This window comes from Streptococcus sp. 10F2, from assembly GCF_054331515.2.
Map to the genome: position 1 here is coordinate 1 of NZ_JBTGGE020000078.1, position 5,118 is coordinate 5,118.

Genomic DNA, 5,118 nt, shown 5'->3' on the forward strand with positions numbered 1-5,118 from the left:
TAAAAAACAAGCTCACTTCTTCTCAGTTGAAAACTTACATAGAGAAACATTTGTCAATCATCCGTCCAGGTCGAACCTTTAAAAGGCGACTGAGAACTCAATCAGTAGTAAGCTTCACCTATAGAATATCATAATTTTTAAAAAAGGTCACAAAACCTTTATTTGGTATGCACAAAAAGACCACATTTGAAAGTCTGATGTAATTATGAGCTTTCAAATGTGGTCTTATTTTAAATTCTAGGTCTTAACTTAATGACATTGGGCGTCAAGCCTAGTCTTTTCCTATTATGAGTTATTCAGCTGATTCGGTTTCATTTAAAATGGAAGCAATTTTGGTGTTGATGAGATCAATGGCAACCTTGTTGGTGACTCCTTCGGGAATAATCACATCTGCGTAGCGCTTGGTTGGCTCGATAAATTGGTGGTACATGGGTTTTACGACCTCAAGGTATTGCGTAATGACAGAGTCGAGGCTACGCCCACGTTCTTCGATGTCTCGTTTAATCCGTCGAATGATACGGACATCGTCATCTGTGTCCACGAAGATTTTAATATCCATGAGGTCACGAAGACGCTGATCTTCAAGTACTAGAATTCCTTCAACAATAAAGACATCTTGTGGTTCTTGGCGATAGCTATGTTTACTGCGAGTGTGGGCTGTGTAGTCGTAAGTTGGAATGTCCACAGGCCGCCCCGCACGTAGTTCGCTCAATTGTTCAATCATCAAATCTGTGTCAAATGCAAAGGGATGGTCATAGTTGGTTTTGACCCGCTCCTCAGGAGTTAAATGAGATTGATCCTTATAGTAGGAGTCGTGTTCGATCATGGCAATCTTAGCATTTGGGAAATTGGACAAGATTGCTCGAGATACGCTGGTTTTTCCTCCACCAGATCCACCTGTTACACCGATAATGATTGGTTTTTTATGCATGAAATCGTCCTCTCTATTTTTCCTATTCATTGTACACTATTTTTAGAGCTATGTCAGTAGGCTAGTCCATGTTATAATGGAGTGAGGTGAAAAAAATGATTACATTTGGAATTTTAGCAACTAGTCCAATCGCCCACGAATGGATGAAAGCTGTGACAGCAGCAGGGGGATATCGACTTGGTGCGGTTTACTCTCGAAGTCTTGAGAAAGCTCAAGCATTTGCGGACCAATATGGTTCTGAAATAGAAACGTATGATTCTTTGGAAGCTTTCCTTATGGATTCAAGTCTGGATTTGATTTACATCGCTTCTCCCAACGGCCTTCACTTTCAACATAGTCGTTTGGCTCTTGAAGCGGGTAAACATGTAGTAGTGGAAAAGCCGGCAGTTTTACGTCCATCCGAGTGGACAATAGTATATTCCTTGGCCAAGGAAAAGAAGGTTATGCTCTTTGAAGCAGCACGGAATGTGCATGAAAAGGCTGTAGCTCTTGTTTCTGATTTTTTGAAAGATAAGGAAATCTTGGGGGCTAATCTGCGTTATGGAAAATATTCTTCGAAAATGCCAGCTCTTTTAGCGGGTGAGTTACCGAATGTCTTTTCTGCAAAATTTGGTGGTGGTGCTCTGATGGATTTGGGAATCTATCCCTTATATGTGGCTCACTACTGGTTTGGGAAACCAGCTCAGGTTTCGTATCAAGCTCAAAAATGGGATTGGGATGTTGATTTGGCCGGACAGGCAAACTTACTGTATCCAGGTAGTTTGGTGACTCTTCAAACGGCAAAAAATTACACAACTTATCTCCCAAGTGAGATCTATACTAGTCAAGGAACCTTGATAGTAGATTCAGTGGAGGAAATCAAGTCTGCTCGCTTTAGAGACTTGACTGGAGGAGAAGAAGTTCTTCCAGTCCAAGTTGCCAGTCATCAGATGGAAGAAGAGGCGGCAGCATTTGCGCAGATGATTGAGAGAGAAGATTGGCTTAGCTGGGAAAAGTGGACACAGCTGGCACTAGATGTCCATGAAACCATGTGGAAACTACGCCAGGATGCAGCTATTGTATTTGAAGGAGACCAAGATGTTGAATAATTTCCCCCAAATTTGGCAGGAACGCTGGCAGACTCAGGGATTTGAAGAAGCTACGCCAATTCAGGAAGCTTTATGGGAGCCCATTCAAGCTGGGGAGTCTCTATTAGGAATTAGCCCAACAGGAACAGGGAAAACGCTAGCTTATTTGTTGCCTCTTTTACTAAAGGTACGTAAAGGGCAAGGTCAGCAGGTACTTATTTTAGCTCCTAATAGTGAGTTGGCAGGTCAAATTTATGAAGTGACACAGGCTTGGGCACAGGACTTGGGACTTAAGACTCAACTCTTTCTATCTGGTTCTAGTCAAAAACGGCAAATCGAACGTTTGAAGAAAGGACCCGAAGTTTTGATTGGAACTCCTGGACGGGTTTTAGAATTGGTTAAACTCAAAAAAATCAAATTGTTAGCGATTGATACCATCGTCTTGGATGAATTTGACCAGTTACTGAGCACCTCACAATTGCCATTTGTAGATCGTCTATTGACCTATGTTCCTAAGACTCATACACATATCTATATGAGTGCGACTCAGGGAATTCCAATGGATCAGTTACAGGAAGGGACTCGCTTGATCACACTAGGTCAAGAAGAGGAAGCTAACCATCTACAGCACTTCTATATGCGAGTGGCTCAACGTGATAAGGTGGCAACTCTTCGAAAACTTTTAGCAGTTGATGATTTTCGTGCCTTGGCCTTTTTCAATAGCCTCTCTGATGTAGGCAATGCAGAGGAGAAATTACAGTACCATCATTTGCCAGCTTATTCTTTGGCTAGTGATATTAATGTACAAATGCGCAAACAGATTTTGGATCGTTTTAAAGATGGTTCTATTTCCCTTCTTATAGCCACTGATTTAGTAGCAAGAGGGATTGATATTCAAGGGCTAGACTGTGTGATTCAGGTGGATTTGGCACGAGATAAAGACACCTATACCCATCGAGCAGGACGGACAGGGCGCATGGGACGACCAGGTTATGTGATTACCTTTGTCAGCCATCCTCAGGAATTGAAACAGCTGAAAAAATATGCCAAGGTTTCTGAAATTCAATTAAAAAATCAAGAGTTATTTTTAGTAAATGAAGATTAAAAATCCGTTTGGGACTCTTCCCAAAACGGATTTTTTTCAGAGAATCGAAGTTTTTTAACCAAATGTATTGTAAATTATACAAAAGTTATGTATAATATTCACATCAAAACAAGAGGTGATCTCATATGAAAGTAAAAACTATTTTGAAAAGTATAGCTGTTCTAGGTTTGGGGCTTAGTTTGGTAGCCTGTGGTTCTAGTACTGGTTCCACTCCGGATGCTATTAAAGAAAAAGGGAAATTGGTAGTCGCAACCAGCCCAGACTATGCCCCATTTGAATTCCAGACCCTAATTGACGGAAAGAATCAAGTTGTCGGTGCGGATATTTCTTTAGCTCAAGATATCGCAGATGAATTAGGTGTAGAGCTTGAGGTTTCGACTATGAGCTTTGATAATGTATTGTCTACCCTCCAGAGTGGTAAGGCGGATCTAGCCATTTCGGGTCTGACTAGTACACCTGAGCGGGAAGCAGTTCTCTCTTTCTCAGATTCCTATTATGAAAATGGTCACTCGCTCCTAGTTCGGATGGATGACAAAGATAACTATCCATCTTTGGCTTCTTTTAAAGGGAAAAAAGTAGCTGCTCAGAAAGGCTCTATTCCAGAACAAATGGTTAAGGATCAGTTAGCGGATGCGGAGTTAGTCTCTCTCCAAGCCATGGGGGAAGCAATCAACGAATTGGTAGCAGGAAAAGTGGATGCTGTAGCCATTGATGAACCAGTAGCTCTGGGTTATGTAAGTCAAAATAAGCAATTGGCTATAGCTGCAGCAGGTATTAAGACAGATGATTCTCAAGGTAATGCGGTTGCCATGCAAAAAGATAACAAGGAATTGCAAGAAGTTGTCAACAAGGTTATTGCCAAGGTTAAGAAAGACGGTAGCTACACTAAATATCTAGAAGAAGCAAGTAAGTACACGGTAGCTGAATAGGAGAGATGACATGAAATTAAAGACGGTATTGAAAAGTGTTGGGCTTCTGGCTCTTGGATTGGCATTAACGGCTTGTGGTACTAGCACCGCAGCCTCTAGTCCAGAGTCTATCAAAGAAAAAGGGAAGTTGATTGTCGCAACGAGTCCAGACTATGCTCCTTTTGAATTCCAAACGCTTATCGATGGGAAAAATCAAGTTGTTGGTGCGGATATTTCTTTGGCTCAGGATATTGCGGATGAGCTAGGCGTTGAATTAGAAGTTTCGACTATGAGTTTTGACAATGTCTTAACGAGTGTGACAGGTGGCAAAGCTGACCTAGCCCTTGCTGGTCTCTCTAAAACACCAGAACGGGAAGAGGTAGTCACCTTCTCTGATTCCTATTATGAAAATGGACGTGTACTTCTAGTTCGCTCAGAAGATACGAATAGCCTTAAAGACCTAGAAAGTTTCAAAGGTAAAAAAGTAGCCGCTCAAAAAGGAACACTCGAAGAACAATTGGCAAAAGAGCAACTGGCTTCCGCTGAATTGGTTTCTCTCCAAGCTATGGGTGAGGCCATCAACGAATTGGTTGCCGGTAAAGTAGATGCAGTAGCCATTGATGAAGCCGTAGCTCTTGGTTATGTATCGCAAAATGATAAATTGGCCATTTCAGATGCAGAGCTGAAAACCCAAGAAACCGTCGGTACAGCTGTTGCTATGCAAAAAGACAACAAGGAACTGCAAAAAGTTGTCAATAAAGTTATTGCCAAGGTTAAAAAAGACGGCAGCTATGCTAAGTATTTGGAAGAAGCAAGTAAATACACGGTTGTTGAGGAATAATTATACATATGTAGAAGGTTGGGGGAACTCAACCTTTTCTTTTTTACAAGCTAGAGGTTGAGGCCTTATGATCCATACAGCCATGATTTCCATGAGGCAGGAATGCAGGAGATGTAACAGACCTTCCTATCTGAAGTAGCTAGTATAGTCATTTAGTTTTTAAATAGTATGTTATTGCATCAGTTATAGAGTCCATTTTACGAAGTAATTCTGTAACTGATTTTTTTAAAATAGCCCAGCTTTTTTCAATAGGATTTAATTCTGGA

At 41.2% G+C, this 5,118-nt stretch carries 5 protein-coding genes; 4 read left to right on the plus strand and 1 reads right to left on the minus strand.

What is annotated here, in order from left to right:
• Nucleotides 1–292: 292 nt before the first annotated feature.
• Nucleotides 293–931, minus strand: coding sequence for a uridine kinase (gene udk, locus ACXM1Q_RS08825; protein ID WP_135038819.1), 639 nt, complete (start codon nt 929–931; stop codon nt 293–295).
• A gap of 95 nt (nt 932–1,026) precedes the next feature.
• Here udk and ACXM1Q_RS08830 point away from each other — a divergent pair, with 95 nt between their 5' ends.
• The 4 genes from ACXM1Q_RS08830 to ACXM1Q_RS08845 all read left to right on the plus strand — a co-directional run bounded on the left by ACXM1Q_RS08830 (nt 1,027) and on the right by ACXM1Q_RS08845 (nt 4,852).
• A complete protein-coding gene (locus ACXM1Q_RS08830) occupies nt 1,027–2,019 on the plus strand; it encodes a Gfo/Idh/MocA family protein (protein ID WP_458517742.1) in 993 nt (330 codons plus the stop codon).
• On the plus strand, nt 2,009–3,103 hold the full coding sequence (locus ACXM1Q_RS08835; protein WP_458517743.1) for a DEAD/DEAH box helicase: 1,095 nt from the start codon (nt 2,009–2,011) through the stop codon (nt 3,101–3,103). The genes ACXM1Q_RS08830 and ACXM1Q_RS08835 overlap by 11 nt, the downstream gene beginning before the upstream one ends.
• 125 nt (nt 3,104–3,228) lie before the next feature.
• A complete protein-coding gene (locus ACXM1Q_RS08840) occupies nt 3,229–4,032 on the plus strand; it encodes an ABC transporter substrate-binding protein (protein ID WP_458517744.1) in 804 nt (267 codons plus the stop codon).
• A gap of 10 nt (nt 4,033–4,042) precedes the next feature.
• Nucleotides 4,043–4,852 carry a transporter substrate-binding domain-containing protein gene (locus tag ACXM1Q_RS08845; RefSeq protein ID WP_458517745.1) on the plus strand — a complete coding sequence of 270 codons (810 nt, stop codon included), beginning with the start codon at nt 4,043–4,045 and terminating at the stop codon, nt 4,850–4,852.
• Nucleotides 4,853–5,118 lie beyond the last annotated feature (266 nt).

What these genes read in the sequence shown, in the direction of transcription:
- ACXM1Q_RS08840 (WP_458517744.1), top strand. Translation starts at nt 3,229, where the DNA reads ATGAAAGTAAAAACTATTTTGAAAAGTATAGCTGTTCTAGGTTTGGGG.
- udk (WP_135038819.1), bottom strand. Translation starts at nt 931, where the DNA reads ATGCATAAAAAACCAATCATTATCGGTGTAACAGGTGGATCTGGTGGA.
- ACXM1Q_RS08830 (WP_458517742.1), top strand. Translation starts at nt 1,027, where the DNA reads ATGATTACATTTGGAATTTTAGCAACTAGTCCAATCGCCCACGAATGG.
- ACXM1Q_RS08845 (WP_458517745.1), top strand. Translation starts at nt 4,043, where the DNA reads ATGAAATTAAAGACGGTATTGAAAAGTGTTGGGCTTCTGGCTCTTGGA.
- ACXM1Q_RS08835 (WP_458517743.1), top strand. Translation starts at nt 2,009, where the DNA reads ATGTTGAATAATTTCCCCCAAATTTGGCAGGAACGCTGGCAGACTCAG.